We start from the raw sequence: 14,812 nt of genomic DNA, 5'->3' as shown, positions 1-14,812 counted from the left end.
ATCTTTAATACTAATGCAGATTTCAAAAAAACTTCCAGTCACGGTCTTAAGCGGTTTTCTAGGCGCTGGAAAAACAACATTACTAAATCATATTCTACATAACAAAGAGGGCTTAAAAGTTGCCGTTATTGTTAATGATATGAGTGAGGTCAACGTCGATGCCGAATTGGTGAAAAGTGAAAATACATTATCGCGTACCGAAGAAAAATTGGTCGAAATGAGCAACGGTTGCATTTGTTGTACACTTCGTGAGGATTTGATGATTGAAGTCGAGCGCTTGGCTAAGGAAAACAGATTTGATTATCTCTTGATAGAAAGCACTGGTATTAGTGAACCTATTCCTGTAGCCCAAACTTTTTCTTTTATTGATGAAGACAATGATATCGACCTATCACGCTTTAGTTATGTCGATACTATGGTAACCGTAGTAGACGCATTTAATTTCTTCAAGGATTTTGGCAGCCCTGAAACACTCATGGATAGGGAGCTTACCGATATTGAAGGCGATTACCGTACCATTGTCAATCTATTGACAGATCAAATCGAATTTGCCAATGTTATCATTCTCAATAAAACCGATTTGGTCTCAGAAGATCATCTCGCTATATTGAAGGCGACGATTCAAAAACTAAATCCTTCTGCGCGTATTCTTGAGTCAAATTATAGTAAAATTGATCCTAAAGAAATTCTAAATACAGGCTTATTCGATTTTGAAGAAGCTGAGCAGAGCGCTGGTTGGATAGAAGAACTCAATAAGGAAGAACACACTCCAGAAACTGAAGAATATGGCATATCGTCTTTTGTATATCGTACAAAAAAACCGTTTGACCCAAAACGATTTTTAAACTTTGTCCAAGAAAAATTTCCCGATAATATCATTAGAAGTAAAGGCCTATTTTGGTTGGCTTCCCGACCAGATCAAGCATTGATATGGGGCCAAGCCGGTGGTTCTTTAAAAGCTGATAGCGCTGGAGTTTGGTGGAGCAGTATGCCGTTCGAAAATCGTATTCAGCAATTGGCATTCGTAGAAAATAAAGCCTTAATAGAATCCGATTGGGATATTAACTTCGGTGATCGAAAAAATGAAATCGTCTTTATTGGACAAAACATGAACGAGGCTCACATCAGATCACTCTTAGACCATTGCCTATCCACCGACCAAGAATTAGATACGCAGCAATGGATGGAGGGCTATGAAGACTCATGGCCAGTGGAACGCGCTTATGCTTTATAATAGAATAAATAACAATTAATATCATCAAAAACCATCAATTTATAATAAAATAACACATGAAAAGACTAAACTTTATTCTAATTGCCCTTCTATTTACGCTACCTACATCCATCTTTGCCAACGAAGGCATGTGGTTTTTAATGCATATCGAGCGTCTTAACTATCGTGATATGCAGAAAATGGGACTTCAGTTAACACCTCAAGAAATCTACAGTATTAATAATCAAAGTTTAAAAGACGCTATCGTACAGTTTGGTGGAGGCTGTACGGCAAGTATTATTTCGAATAATGGTTTAGTACTTACAAATCATCATTGTGGGTATAATGTCATAGCCGAATTATCAACCGCTGAACAGAATCATTTAAAAAATGGTTTCTGGGCAAAATCATTGGACCAAGAATTAAAACCACAGAGTCTATCCGTCAGGTTTTTTGTAAGGATGGATGATGTTAGTGAACGTATTCTATCAAAGGTTAATGATTCTATGACGGAAAAAGAACGTGAAGCCGCCATTAATAAGGAGATTGCAAAAATTCAGGAAGAAAACAATGAAGGAGGAAAATACACAGTTTCAGTACGGTCCTTTTATCAAGGCAACGAATACTATTATTTTGTATATGAAGACTACACGGATGTAAGATTAGTGGGTACACCTCCAGAAAGTATTGGAAAATATGGTGGTGATACCGACAACTGGGAGTGGCCACGTCATACTGGGGATTTCTCCTTATTCAGAGTATATGCTGACGCTAACGGTGAACCTGCAGAATATTCACCGAGCAATGTGCCATTAAAAGCAAAGTATCATTTACCCGTTAATATCGACGGTGTAAAAGAGAAGGACTTTGCCATGATTTTAGGTTATCCCGGACGCACAAATCGCTGGATGCCTGCGGAAGGCATAGAACAAAATGTTAAGTATGCCTATCCGGCCTGGGTTGAAGGCTCTAAACGGAGTATGGATGTCATGAAAAAGTATATGGATAAAGATGAATCCATCAATTTAATGTACGCCTCAAAATACGCAGGAATCGCCAATTATTGGAAAAACCGTCAAGGTATGATCGATGCTTTAACCAAACACGGAACTGCAGCAACTAAGCGTAAAATAGAAGAAAAATTTAATAAATGGGCCAATAAATCAAAGTATAAAGCGACTTATGGAGACGTCATAAGCACCATTAATAATTATTATAGTCTCACTAACGAAAAAGCACAACACGATAATTATATGTTGGCTTTATTGCGTTCTAGTAAATTTGCCGTACTTCCATACAGAATAGGAAGAGGACTAGACAACTATGTAAATTCTAATGAAGCTAAGCGTAAGGAGCTACGACCTCGATTAGCCGGATTCATAGAAAGTCAGTTTAAAGATTATCACTTGCCTTTAGAGAAAGAAATTTTAGCTGAACAACTTAAGTTATATAGCTCAAAATCCAATTATGAGTTACCAGAGATGGTCAATGAAATTGCCTCTAAAGAGGATATTAATGCGTATGTGGGAGCCATGTTTAACCTTAGTTTGTTTTCCTCAAAAGAACGCGTGGAAGCATTTTTAGAATATCCTGATGCCGACTTATTGGCTAATGACCCACTTTATAAGTTATCATCAGCATTATTAGATAAATATAGAGAAGAACCTGAAGCCCTTCAACAACCTTTAAATGATTACCAAAGATCATTTAGATTATTAGTTGATGGACTGCGCGAATCCGGAATAAGTAGAATTGAGTATCCCGATGCAAATTCAACGCTTCGACTATCCTATGGCAAGGTAAGAGCTTTACCTAAAGATGCCAGAAATGATGCTACAGTTAACAACTACACGACCTTTAAAGGTGTTATCAATAAATACAAACCCAATGATCATGAGTTTGATTTACCTAAAGATATGCTTGAGTTTTACGAAAAGAAAGACTACGGACGCTATGCTAATAAAAAAGGAGAACTTCCTGTAAATTTCTTAACAGACAACGACATCACAGGTGGAAACTCAGGTTCACCAGTACTCAATGGAAAAGGAGAATTGATTGGATTAGCTTTTGACGGGAATATTGAGGCTATGGCTGGAGATGTAATATTCGATGAGGATTTACAGCGCACTATAAATGTCGATATTCGATATGTACTTTGGTTAATAGACACCTATTCTGATGCCAAAAACATTGTGGACGAATTAACAATTACTAAGAAATAGCCCAAGCTTTTAATAGCAAATACCTTGTTATGGAATTAGAATTTCATGACAAGGTATTTTTATTTAAGACATACCGTATAAAATACTTTTTTAAGGGATTATTTAACAAAAGTATAAATGCAACTTCGTGGCGTTTATGAAATAATGTCGTATTTTTAAAAGTTCATAATTCAATCTTTTAATACCAATCTAGTTATGCTACAAAGAAAATTTGACGAAGTCGTAAAAAGCGAATACCCATATGCAAAAGATGCAAAGGACACCTCCATTCATTATTTAGGGAAAATGCAAAATCAGCACAATATTGACATTTCAAAAGTGTTGATGGCGACCTCATTATGTTCCGACGATATCAATATTCCATCTACAACCTTTTTTAATGTATTATTCGGTCCTTTTATTATGGGTGGATTGGGTGGTATTCCATTTGTTGGACAAACAGGTATGACGGCATTTGCGCACCACGTTCCAGATGAAGGAAGCGCATTTATTTTCTACGGACCTCATATCGGAATCACTTTGGAAGGTGAGCTTGGTAAAATGTATCGTCCAAGAATGGAAGAAAAGGGAAGTTCTTGCGGTGCTTTGATGTTAGCACTAAGTCGATTGGAAGATGAGAATTACAAACCAGTAATGAATGCCGATGACTACCAACAAATGACATTAGAGCAAAGTCTATTGCCTCACAGAGAAGAGATTCTCAATAGTGACAATCCTCAGAAAGCTATTACCGACGCAACTTACGAGATTATTAATCGAAAAGTTCATGACTACGTGAAGACTTGTAAAGACGAATTTAAAGTGGATAAAGTAACACTTTTAGGAGGTGTAATAATTAATACTGGTCACGGCATAGATGATTATTTCGATGCCAGAAATTTCGAAGTTATTAACTTGAGAGATTTGGAATCGAATCCAGCATAATGACATAATTTTAATACGTTCAAAATTTTCGAAAGAAGACAAAAAGCAAACGATAAACTAGTGCGTTTGCTTTTTTTATGTTCTTATCTTAACGGCTAAGATGTTTTGCTTCTGAAAATTCGTGTTTTCAAAACTTTCCTAGTATCTTAACGATAAGATAAAAGAATAATGATGACAATTCCGTATTTTTCTTAATTATTCTATCGCTCCTAAACGATAGAATTCTAATTAAGAAAAAGTAGCGTTTTTAAGACTTATGTGTTCAAGTCATACACCTACGAATAAGTCTAAAACCAATTAAAAAATATGAGTTACAGCAGAAGAAAATTTATTTCCTTTCTTGGTAAAGCTAGTTTAGGAACAGCTTTGGTTCCACCATTCTTAATCTCTTGTGGAAATACCACCACACCGACTGAGACTAAAAATTTATCAGAAGAAGAATTAGAACGGCTAAAGACGTTTGTTCTCGAAGCTCTACCAGCCTCAGACAAAGATGATTTACTTTTGGCTAAAGGCTTAGATTATCATACCATAGTAAAATGGGGAGATAGGATAAGTGATGCGGACACCTTTGGGTTTAACAACGATTTTACCTGCTTTATTCCTTTAGATGAAAACAATCCTAAAGATGGCTTATTATGGGTAAACCATGAATATATTAACTCGCTTTATATTGCAGGTTTTAATTATAGAGACTACGAAAACCCACCGGAGCACGTCACCTTAGAACAGGTCGATAAAGAGATGTACAATGTAGGTGGAAGTATTATAAGAATCAAAGAAGAACATGGTAAATGGAAGGTCGTAGAAAACGATCCACATAATAGAAGAATAACAGCTAAGACGCCCATAAAATTAAATTGGGACACGCCAATAAAAGGGAAAACCACAGCCATTGGTACACTTGCCAATTGTTCTGGTGGTATAACACCTTGGAATACATTTCTCACCTGCGAAGAAAACTATGATGATTTTTATGGAGAAACCAAATATGAAAACAATGTAGCTACAACAGTTTCTAGCGATTATTATGGCTGGGAAAGATTTTATAACCATCCACCCGAACATTACGGTTGGGTTGTAGAAATAAATCCAAAAGACGGCGCGGCTCAAAAACATATAGCCCTTGGACGATTTGCTCACGAATGCTGTACACTATACGAACTCGAAGATAAACGCATCGTTGCATATACTGGAGACGACAAAAATAATGAGCATTTATACAAGTTCATCTCATCCCAGCCAAGCTCTTTAAAGGAAGGTACTCTTTATGTCGCCGATACTATCAATGGGAAATGGTTAGCCTTAGATTGGGAAAACCAACCCATACTAAAAAAGAAATTCAAAGATCAAACTGAAGTACTTATCAGAGCAAGAGAAGCTGCAAAATTATTAGGGGCTACGCCTTTAAACCGACCTGAGGATATTGAAATTGATCCTGTAACAGGTCACATATTTGTGTCATTAACCAATAACAAGTGGAAAGACGATTTTCATGGTTCCATTCTAAAAATAGAAGAAACCAATGGCGCTTTTGATGCCTTAACCTTCAAAGCTTCGACCTATAAAGCTGGTGGTGAGGCCACTGGATTTTCTTGTCCAGATAATTTAGCCTTTGATCACTCCGGAAACTTATGGATGACTTCCGATATGTCTGGAAGTTGGATGAATAATCCAGAAAAACCTTATATGCCCTTTAAAAATAATAGCCTATTCGTCATCCCAAGATATGGAAAAGATGCTGGAAAAGTGATTCGCGTGGCATCGGCACCAAGAGATGCAGAATTAACGGGTCCATGGTTTTCACCAGATGGTAAGACATTATTTCTCAGCGTACAGCATCCGGGAGAACAGACAACGGATGTGAACCATCCAACGAGCCAATGGCCTTTTGATGGCGACAACATTCCCAAACCTGCTGTGGTGGCCATTACTGGTGACTTAATAGAGAAAATGAACAAGTTGAATCAGATCGAGGGCTAAGCCCAATGATTGACGCAACTGGAATTTGATAAATACAAAAATACTATGCATACCATCTACAAGAGGTACCACCAGTGCCTGTTTACCCATATAAATCCTTTAAAATAAACTATCACTATGGACGATTTTAAGCGACGGGAGTTTATCAAATTAAGTGCTTTAGGCTTTGCAAGCATTGCACTGCAACTTAATTCCATCTCAACCTATGCACAAAAGGCCAATGCAACTTTAGGAAAATGGGACGTGCATACCAAATTAAACTGGGATGCGTTTTTAGAGCGTTTGACGCAGTTGGCAAAAACACAGCATCAATTGCCTTGGAATCAAATGCAATATGCCAAACAGGTGAAGCAACTGATGCTAAACTGTGATTTCCCAGAATTTGAGAATATCAAAAAAGAGATAGAAGCCTATGAAAACAGACACCAAGACTGGTTTGAATCGGCAAATTTACACTATGAAGTCGATTTTCAGGTGTCGCTTTTTCAATTTGAAAAAGGGGAGTATATTCCGCATCACGATCATCCTAACATGACAGGTGTAATCAATGTCGTTTCAGGAGACATCTCAGCCAAAAACTATAGTATTGAAGAGCAGCTTTCAACCACTCGAGAACTCATAATCGATGGGGAGGTTTCTGAAATTAAGACCTGTATTATTCGCGAGACGGGAAACGAAAGAATAAAAAAGGGGGACGTTAGCATTCTTACTGCAGACGAAGGTAATATTCATTCTATTATGCCTAACACATTTACACAGTTGGTCGATGTATTTACACCAGCGTATCATCAAGATACCAATGCCATGTGGTACAAGGTTAATGAAGATGAAAACTACAAAGGGCAAAAGCAGTTATACCAGGCAGAATATGGACGTAAAAGATTTTAGGATCACTATTCTAAACTTAAGCTGATTATTAAAACCCTTAAGCTTTAGAGGTATGTGCCATTAATCTCTAATAAGCCATACTAAAACAGTGAATTATTTAAATACAGAACAGATGATAGGCCTAGAAACGGAACGATTATACTTTAGACAATGGGCAGCTATGGATTACCCAATTTTTGCAGAATTCTTTTCGAACGAGGTTCATGCCAAATATGTTGGTGGACTTAAAACTCCCGAAGAATCCTATCGGTTAATGGCAAGCTACATTGGGCACTATACCCTTAATGGATTCTCATATCTTGCTGTAGAAGAGAAAGCCTCCAAGAATTTAATAGGTACTATAGGATTATGGAAATCAGCACCATGGCCGGAGCCTGAATTAGGCTATTGGTTATTACCACAATTTCAGGGCAAAGGATTTGGTGTAGAAGCTGGTCTTGCTGTTAAGGACTTTGCACTAAAACAACTAAAATTAGATACACTTGTTAGCTACATAGACCCAAATAATGAGCCTTCCAAGACATTAGCCTTACGACTTGGAGCTAGGCTTGATTCTAAAATGATCCTATTGGATTTCGGTATCCATGAGGTCTATAGATACCAATAAAAAAAGGGACGCTTTTCTAGCGATGACAGCTCTTATAAAACCTCGGGTTGAACGACTCAATATTTGATATTATAAAGGTTTAAGCTGCATTTCACTAAGATTCTTAAGATTGAATTCAAATAAAATTTTAGTTTTAATTTGTTTTAGTTAGGATTCCTTACTATATTTGTTCCGAAATAATTAAATAATAATCTATAAATTTTTTAAACTATGAGTAAATCAATTTTTTATCACGCCGGATGTCCAGTATGCGTCAGTGCAGAGCACGACATCATCGATTTAGCAGGACGAGACAATGTAGATATTGTACATTTAGGAAATAACAGATCGAGAATTAACGAAGCTGAACAAGCTGGTGTTAAGTCAGTCCCAGCCTTAGTAACTACTAATGGGAATGTATTGCATATTAACTTTGGCGCCTCATTAGAAGAGGTAAAAGGCTAATTTTTTTATATTTAATAGTTAGGATTCCTAATTTAAAATTGTAAATAATGAAAATAATTTCAAAACTAGTAATCACGGTTCTTTTTACTATAACTTCAGTAGCCTGTGCTCAAAAAAAAGAACCCTATAACACCGATGACTTTAAAATCACCTCTGTTCAAGTAACACACAACGCAGACTTAGATATTACAGTTTGGGAAATCAGCGTCAAAGGATCAGCCGGTGCTACCACACCAACACCCGCAGGACAATTAGATGGCGCCCCTGTCCTAGGTTACGTATTCCCCACTTCGTTAAGTCCTACTGATGTAGGTTTTATTGATACTAACGGTATTGTTGCCTTAGCACTTACCTCACATCCAGACTTCGATGATACACCTTTATGGGATGAAAATAGCGATACTATTTACAATAACGATGGTATTATTTGGCATCCCCATTGGGTCGTTCTTCATCAAGATGAGCGCGTTGCAGGTGGTTTAGCCGTTAAGCAGTTCGACACGAATGATAGCAGTGTAAAGCTTCCACCGACTAACCCTGGAATGCCCATGTATATGGACTCACCCGGTTACAACGTAAAAACAGTTGGCAACACTATTAAAGTTATAGTGCCTGACTATAGAATTAATAACAAAATTGAGTTTAATTACGATGGTGTGGCCGCTTATATGATTGTAAACACGAGTCAGAACAATAAGCCCATGCTTGGTGTATACCATGTTTATAGTGTAGCCAGTGGTGACTTATCATTGCCCTATAGCGTAAAAAAGAATAAATCATGAAAATAGCAGTCTGGGATACTTATGTGAAAAGAGAGAATGGCAGCCTAATGCATTTCGACATATTGGTGCCAAATGACTTAACAAATGAGCAAGACATTTATAATTTCGGGAATGATTATCTAAAGAGCAAGCCTTTTAAAACAGACGTTTTATCATCCAAGGAATGTCGTTTTTGCCATATTGAACATGGCACCGAAATCATGATTAACGATATTGAAAACCAAGGGTATTCTATTATAGAAATGGAAAATTGTTCCTAATTTAACTAGGATGACTAACTTTGCCTGTCACCTAATAGTGGCAGGCATTTTTAATATGAAAGAAAGCAGCTTTAATCCAGATCAACAGGAACACGATGTTTCGAGTAAAATTGTAGCGGGTTTAGAACGCATCTCAGAAGTCTTTAAAGTCTTACTTTGGGAAAAAGCCAAATTAGTCGGTTTGAGTCCGATTCAAATTCAAATACTTGTTTTCATTGCTTATCACAAACAAAGCCTATGCAATGTCAGTTATCTGGCCAAAGAGTTTAATGTGACCAAGCCAACAATTAGTGACGCTGTAAGAGCTTTGGACAAAAAAGGCCTGATTGTAAAGGACTATTCCTCATCCGATAACCGCAGTTATTCCATAAGTTTATCTAAGTCAGGAAAAAAAATTGTATCTGCAACCGATGATTTTGCTGACCCTTTGAAGATTCAATTGGAGCGCTTACCTCAATCTGAACTACAATCGTTGTTTGGCACACTCAGTCAACTGATTTACAAGCTAAACCGCAGTGGAATTTTAAATGTACAACGAACTTGTTATGGCTGTCAATTTTATACTAAAAATGATAGCCAAGACTACTGTAATTTACTTAAAACGGATCTTTTAAAACAGGACATTAGATTAGATTGCCCAGAATTTGAAGAACGCTACTGAAATAAATTCAAAATTAATTAACTTGTTCTTATATAAAATCCTTAAATGCTCAATCAACGATTTTTAAACTATATCAGCAAACATGTCGACTTAAGCCTTGCAGAAGTGGACCTATTGAGCACCATGATCACCGAACGCAGCTATCTTAAAAATCAGTATATCATTCAGCAAGGGGATATTTGCAAAAGCGAAAATTTCATTATTTCGGGTTGTACCAAAACCTTTTATATGGACGACCAAGGCCAAGAGCATATCGTTATGTTTTCTATCGAAGATTGGTGGACCTCCGATTTGGGTAGCTTTATTACCCAAACACCAGCCGATTTTAACGTACAATGTCTAGAGCAAACCAAAGTCATACAATTTAGCTATGAGCAGCATGACGCCTTACTCAAAGCAATTCCGAAAATGGAACGCCTTTTTAGAATCATTATAGAACGTGCTTTTGTCGCTTCCCAAAAACGCATTATACGTAACTTTAGTCTCGGGGCTAAGGAACGCTACAAAATTTTTAAATCCTTGTATCCCGAAATTGATCGTCGTGTGCCCCAATATATGATCGCCTCTTATCTCGGTATTACCAAGGAATTTCTTAGTAAAATAAAAAGTCAACTCCTCCACGACTAAGAAAAAGTTAATCTAGTTTAACCTCATTTTGTATTCTAGTTCATTTTTTAAGTTTTTAATGTTAGAGACCTTTGTAGCATAACATTAAAACACAAAAACAATGAATACATTATTAGACAACATCAGTACTATCAATAACATGATTTTAGAAGGTAAAGCTTTAGAGGCTTTCGATCAGTTTTATCATGAAGACGTTGTGATGCAAGAAAATGACAACCCTGTTGTAAAGGGTAAAGTAGCTAACAGACAACGCGAAGAAGAGTTCTTTGCTTCAATTACCGAGTTTAGAGGTGCCCAGCCCCTAAATGTCACCGTTGGTGAAAATACAACGATGGTCGAATGGCATTTTGATTATACCCATAAAGATTGGGGAGAACGCAATTATACCCAAGTGGCATTACAAGAATGGAAAGATGGAAAAATCATTAAGGAAAAATTTTACTACGGATCTTAAAGAACATATTAAACACTAAAACAATGAAAACTATAAAAAAAACCACGGCAATGATTGCCATTGCCTTTATGACCTTTTCTTTTACGACTCTAGACAAGACGGATAAACAAGTGAGTGCAGACAAAAGTACCGTGACCTGGAAAGGCTATAAGGTGACAGGATCGCACACAGGGCAAATTTCAATAAAATCTGGAACCTTAAGCTTTAATGACAATAAGCTTACTGGCGGTAACTTTACAATTGATATGACCACCATAAGTGTTACCGATCTTAAAGGAGACTATAAAGCCCAGCTAGAAGGCCACCTAAAATCAGATGATTTCTTTGGAGTTACTGATCATCCCGAAGCCAAATTGGTCTTTACAAAGGTAAAAGCTAGCGGAAAAAACGCTTATGAAATTACTGGTGATATCACCATCAAGGGAAAAACGGAAACCATTAGTTTTGACTTATCCATTTACGGCAATAAAGCTACTGGTTCATTAAAAATCGATAGAACCAAATTCAATGTACGCTATGGTTCAGCGAGCTTTTTCGATAATCTTAAAGACAAGGTCATCTATGACGAGTTCGATATTGTAGTGGACTTAGAGTTCTAAAACCACTTTGAAAAAAAACAGCATCTTTTGGATGCTGTTTTTTTATTTTATGTCTTATGCACTTATCTCGAATAATTAGGCGCCTCCTTAGTAATGGTCACATCGTGTGGATGACTTTCATGAATACCACTAGCTGTAATCTTAACAAAACGTCCTGTATCCTGTAAGGTTGCAATATCCTTGGCACCACAATAGCCCATCCCAGCTCTAAGTCCTCCAACGAATTGGTGGATACTTTCAAACAGCTCGCCTTTATAAGGGACACGACCCACAATGCCTTCTGGGACCAATTTTTTAATATCATCCTCTACATCTTGGAAATAGCGATCTTTACTACCCTTTGTCATAGCTTCCACAGAACCCATTCCTCTGTAGGATTTAAACTTACGTCCTTCGTAAATAATAGTTTCACCTGGACTCTCTTTAGTTCCTGCTAAAAGCGATCCCAACATCACCGTATCTGCACCAGCAGCAATGGCTTTAGGAATATCACCCGTGTAGCGAATACCTCCATCGGCAATCACAGGTACACCTGAGCCCTTTATGGCCGCTGCCACTTCAAGCACCGCTGAAAACTGCGGAAAGCCAACACCAGCAACGACTCTTGTCGTACAGATGGAACCGGGTCCAATTCCCACTTTAACTGCATCCGCACCAGCCTCTACCAAATATCTTGCGGCTTCACCTGTTGCTATATTACCTACAATCACTTCCAAATTGGAAAATTTAGCTTTTATCTCCTTAAGAATCCCCACTACACCTTTAGTATGCCCATGAGCCGTATCAATGACTACAGCGTCAACGCCTGCGTTTACCAATGCCTCTGCCCTATCGACCGCATCACCCGTAACACCAATGGCAGCAGCAACGCGTAATCTTCCATACTGATCCTTGTTGGCAATCGGTTTTTGTGTCACTTTAGTGATATCCCTGAAGGTAATTAAACCCGCTAATTTATCGCCTTCTACAATCAATAACTTCTCAATTTTATTGGCTTGTAAAATAGTCTCGGCATCTTTTAGTGAGGTGCCTACAGGAGCTGTTACCAAATTTTCACCCGTCATCACTTCAACAATAGGTCGATCATTGTTATGCTCAAAACGCAAGTCGCGATTCGTCACAATCCCTTTTAGTATACCATCTCCATTAACAATGGGAATACCTCCGATACTGTGTTCGCGCATCGCATTTTTGGCATCGGCCACCGTGGCATCCATCTCTAAGGTCACAGGATCTATAATCATACCACTTTCAGCACGTTTTACCCGCCTCACTTTTTGGGCTTGGTCTTCAATCGTCATGTTTTTATGAAGTACCCCTATGCCGCCTTCTTGTGCCATGGCAATAGCCATTCGGCTTTCAGTCACCGTATCCATCGCTGCAGAAATTACAGGAATATTGATCGTGATGTTTCTCGTTAATTTGGATTGAATATTAACCTCGCGTGGTAATACTTCTGAAAATGCTGGAACTAATAGGACGTCATCATAGGTAAGACCTTCACCTAGGATTTTATTTTCGTGTGCTGTCATGTTGCAATTAGATTCCCAATTTCTCGGGAATGACAATTTTAAAGTAAAATAGCCCTCGCTATTTTGTTATTGTTTTCAATTAATTGCATGCAAATTTACACATTTTATTTCACTTAATGCCGCTTAACAAGGTCTAAGTATAAATTCACTGAAGACTTATCTTAAAATACACCTCAATGTCGGGACCACGATATAATTCACACTAATCTTTCTTAGTATAACGCAGCTGTTTTGCCTTGATCGCATAATCCCAAATCTTTTCTCCTTTTTGGTTGTAGATGGTCAATACTAATTGGCGATCGGTTCTAGGGCCCGAGACCTTTACTAAACCAAAATTCCGCTCATAAAAGGTTTTTCCTTCCACTTGGAGGGTGTTGCCTTCATCCCTAGGCTTGTGAACTCCGGAAGTTAAAGGTGAACAGGTGATATCTATAAGCGGATAGGCTCCTGGACGTTCTAAACGCGATAGTTCCGTATGGTGTCGGTCCCCACTCATAAAGATAACTCCTTCAATTCTTTCTTTGTTTAAGCGTTCTATCAATGCTTGCCGTTCCTCTGGGTAAGTCGCATAATTCTCGAACACGGCGGCATCCGAAATGGTTTGTCCACCAATGCATACCATCTTAAAAGTGGCTTTACTTGAGCTAAGCGCCTTAATCAACCAATCTAGTTGTGCTTGGCCCAAATAAGCCTTATTGGGAGTTTTTTGACGGTTAGGATCGCGATGGTAACGATTATCCATCATAAAAAACTCAAGGTCATTCCATAAAAAATGGGAGGTAATTCCGCCAATCTTCGCAGCATCCGTGTTTAAGTTCCCCCAGTAATCATTAAAGGTTTTCTCTGTTATGTCCTTATTAACATAGGACCGATCAGAATCATTTGGTCCATAATCATGATCATCCCAAGTGGCATAATGGTGTATACTGCCTAGCAAAGGTTGAAGTTCTGGAGTAGCACGCACATATCTGTAACGGTGTCTTATACCGCGTTCGGTGAGAAAATCTGGTGTTCTTAGATACACATTATCGCCCAACCACACCATAAAATCAGGATCCTTTTCTAAAATACTATTAAATATCTCGTAACCATCGCCATAGGGTTTTCCGGGGCGATCATCTTTGGGTTCATTAGCATAAAAACAAGAACCAATAGCAAAACTAAAATCTGGTGGATCCGTACGCCATTGCCATAGGGTTTGTGTTTTAAATTCTAAGGGATAAGCTCTCGGCACATAGTCACCATTAATATAAAGCTTGTAGGTGTAGGTTTTACCATAATCGACTTCATTTGGATATAACTTGGCAATAAAGTCATTGTCTTTTGATGTCGTTAATGATTCGGTAAAATGACTTTCCTGTTCATCCGTGGCCTGATATTCTATTTTCACTTCAGCTGCTGACTTGGTCTGTACCCAAATCAAGACCTCCCTAAAATCGGAGTAGCCTACCATAGGCCCAGATTGCAAAAGTTCAGTTTGTCCTTTAGTAATGAAGCTTGTGAAGATAACAAATAGAAGAATCGTGATTTTTTTCACTTTAACACATTGTAGTTTGTTCAAAGATGATAAAAAATAAGCGCTTAATGATTATGGAAATATTAATTTTGATAGTTAC

15 protein-coding genes are annotated in these 14,812 nt (G+C 37.8%); 13 read left to right on the top strand and 2 right to left on the bottom strand.

What is annotated here, in order from left to right; translation table 11 throughout:
* Window positions 1–13 precede the first annotated feature (13 nt).
* The 13 genes from ACO052_RS10275 to ACO052_RS10215 all read left to right on the top strand — a co-directional run bounded on the left by ACO052_RS10275 (window position 14) and on the right by ACO052_RS10215 (window position 11,664).
* Window positions 14–1,234 (top strand): GTP-binding protein, encoded by a 1,221-nt coding sequence (locus ACO052_RS10275; protein WP_422107924.1) that lies wholly within the window; start codon window positions 14–16, stop codon window positions 1,232–1,234.
* A gap of 56 nt (window positions 1,235–1,290) precedes the next feature.
* Window positions 1,291–3,435 (top strand): S46 family peptidase, encoded by a 2,145-nt coding sequence (locus tag ACO052_RS10270; RefSeq protein ID WP_422107923.1) that lies wholly within the window; start codon window positions 1,291–1,293, stop codon window positions 3,433–3,435.
* Window positions 3,436–3,630: 195 nt separating this feature from the next.
* Window positions 3,631–4,359 (top strand): hypothetical protein, encoded by a 729-nt coding sequence (locus tag ACO052_RS10265; RefSeq protein ID WP_422107922.1) that lies wholly within the window; start codon window positions 3,631–3,633, stop codon window positions 4,357–4,359.
* A 306-nt stretch (window positions 4,360–4,665) separates the two neighbouring features.
* A complete protein-coding gene (locus ACO052_RS10260) occupies window positions 4,666–6,342 on the top strand; it encodes a PhoX family protein (RefSeq protein WP_422107921.1) in 1,677 nt (558 codons plus the stop codon).
* Window positions 6,343–6,459: 117 nt separating this feature from the next.
* Window positions 6,460–7,230 carry a hypothetical protein gene (locus ACO052_RS10255; RefSeq protein ID WP_422107920.1) on the top strand — a complete coding sequence of 257 codons (771 nt, stop codon included), beginning with the start codon at window positions 6,460–6,462 and terminating at the stop codon, window positions 7,228–7,230.
* 88 nt (window positions 7,231–7,318) lie between these two features.
* Entirely contained in the window at window positions 7,319–7,837 is a 519-nt protein-coding gene (locus ACO052_RS10250) for a GNAT family N-acetyltransferase (protein WP_422107919.1), read from the top strand.
* Between the two features lie 210 nt (window positions 7,838–8,047).
* Window positions 8,048–8,281 carry a thioredoxin family protein gene (locus ACO052_RS10245; protein WP_422107918.1) on the top strand — a complete coding sequence of 78 codons (234 nt, stop codon included), beginning with the start codon at window positions 8,048–8,050 and terminating at the stop codon, window positions 8,279–8,281.
* 47 nt (window positions 8,282–8,328) lie between these two features.
* Window positions 8,329–9,063, top strand: coding sequence for a hypothetical protein (locus ACO052_RS10240; protein WP_422107917.1), 735 nt, complete (start codon window positions 8,329–8,331; stop codon window positions 9,061–9,063).
* Window positions 9,060–9,323, top strand: coding sequence for a DUF2024 family protein (locus ACO052_RS10235; RefSeq protein ID WP_422107916.1), 264 nt, complete (start codon window positions 9,060–9,062; stop codon window positions 9,321–9,323). Before ACO052_RS10240 ends, ACO052_RS10235 begins: the two co-directional genes overlap by 4 nt.
* Window positions 9,324–9,333: 10 nt before the next feature.
* On the top strand, window positions 9,334–9,984 hold the full coding sequence (locus ACO052_RS10230) for a MarR family winged helix-turn-helix transcriptional regulator (RefSeq protein WP_422107915.1): 651 nt from the start codon (window positions 9,334–9,336) through the stop codon (window positions 9,982–9,984).
* 45 nt (window positions 9,985–10,029) lie between these two features.
* Window positions 10,030–10,611, top strand: a complete 582-nt coding sequence (locus tag ACO052_RS10225) for a Crp/Fnr family transcriptional regulator (protein ID WP_422107914.1) — start codon at window positions 10,030–10,032, stop codon at window positions 10,609–10,611.
* A 100-nt stretch (window positions 10,612–10,711) separates the two neighbouring features.
* Window positions 10,712–11,065: a SnoaL-like domain-containing protein gene (locus ACO052_RS10220; RefSeq protein WP_422107913.1), complete on the top strand. Its 354-nt coding sequence runs from the start codon at window positions 10,712–10,714 to the stop codon at window positions 11,063–11,065.
* Between the two features lie 23 nt (window positions 11,066–11,088).
* A complete protein-coding gene (locus ACO052_RS10215; RefSeq protein WP_422107912.1) occupies window positions 11,089–11,664 on the top strand; it encodes a YceI family protein in 576 nt (191 codons plus the stop codon).
* A gap of 62 nt (window positions 11,665–11,726) precedes the next feature.
* On the opposite strand, the gene guaB is transcribed toward ACO052_RS10215, so the two are convergent.
* Window positions 11,727–13,196 (bottom strand): IMP dehydrogenase, encoded by a 1,470-nt coding sequence (gene guaB / locus ACO052_RS10210; RefSeq protein ID WP_422107911.1) that lies wholly within the window; start codon window positions 13,194–13,196, stop codon window positions 11,727–11,729.
* A 202-nt stretch (window positions 13,197–13,398) separates the two neighbouring features.
* Window positions 13,399–14,733, bottom strand: coding sequence for an alkaline phosphatase D family protein (locus tag ACO052_RS10205; protein ID WP_422107910.1), 1,335 nt, complete (start codon window positions 14,731–14,733; stop codon window positions 13,399–13,401).
* Window positions 14,734–14,812 lie beyond the last annotated feature (79 nt).

The sequence above is a fragment of the Winogradskyella sp. genome, from assembly GCF_965228925.1.
Classification (GTDB): domain Bacteria; phylum Bacteroidota; class Bacteroidia; order Flavobacteriales; family Flavobacteriaceae; genus Winogradskyella.
Note: the sequence above shows the minus strand (reverse complement) of the source record. Positions and strands in the feature narration are given on the sequence as shown.